The following is a 972-nucleotide window of genomic DNA, read 5'->3' as shown; positions in this document are numbered from 1 at the left end:
GCGTTCGGGCCTCTGGCGGCGGCGGTGTCGGCGGCGGGGGGGCTCGGGACCATCGCGGCCATCTCGCCCACGCCCGCGCGGGTGGAGGAGGAGATCCGGCTCGTGCGCAGCCGCACCGACCGCCCGGTCTGCGTCGACATCGGCTTTCCCGCCCGCGCGCCCAAGGACCTGTCCGAGGTCAGGCTCGACCGCCTGCCCGGCCCCGTCGCCCGCCTGCAGGCGGAAATCGAGGCCGAGGGCGTCGCCGTCACCCCGGTCGAGGACCAGGCGATGAGCATCGAGGACGCGAAGGAAAAGCTCGACATCTGCTTCCGCCACGGGGTCGAGGTCATCGCCTGCGCGCTCGGCACGCCGAAATGGGTGGTCGACGCCTGCCACGAACGCGGCGTCAAGGTGCTCAGCATCGTCGGTTCCGCCCGCCATGCGCGCACGGCGATCCGCAACGGCACCGATGTGGTGGTCGTGCAGGGCACCGAGGGCGGCGGGCACACGGGCGACGTGGGCCTGATCACGCTTCTGGCCGAGGTGCTGGAATTCGCCACCGTGCCGGTGGTGGCGGCGGGCGGGATCGTCCATGGCGGGCAGATCGCGGCGGTGCTGACGATGGGGGCGCAGGGGGTCTGGGTCGGCACGCGGTTCATCGCCACGCCGGAATCGAGCGTGGGGCCGAACTACAAGCAGTCGATCGTGGAGGCGGATTACGACCGCACGGTCCGCTCGCTGCTGTTCGACGGGCTTTATGTGCGCCAGATCCGCAACCGCTTCACCGAGGTCTGGGAGGGGCACGAGGCCGAGATGCTGCCCTATCCGCTGCAACGCATCGCCCAGGGCCCGACCCGCTTCGCCGCCGCCGCCGCCGACCTCAAGCACCACCAGGCGCTGCCCGCCGGCCAGGGATCGAGCGTGATCCGCGACGTCATCCCGGCCAAGGAAGTGCTCGACCGGCTGGTCAACGAAACCGTCGAAACCCTC

General features: G+C 71.4%; 1 protein-coding gene. It reads left to right on the top strand.

Features of this window, described 5'->3' with window-relative positions; genetic code table 11:
* The coding region (locus RGD00_RS23385; protein WP_310459628.1) for an NAD(P)H-dependent flavin oxidoreductase at nucleotides 1–972 on the top strand (972 nt) is incomplete at both ends.

It is taken from the genome of Ruixingdingia sedimenti, assembly GCF_031432425.1.
Taxonomy (GTDB): domain Bacteria; phylum Pseudomonadota; class Alphaproteobacteria; order Rhodobacterales; family Rhodobacteraceae; genus Ruixingdingia; species Ruixingdingia sedimenti.
The sequence above is the reverse complement of the archived record's forward strand: the minus strand, read 5'-3'. Positions and strand labels throughout refer to the sequence as shown.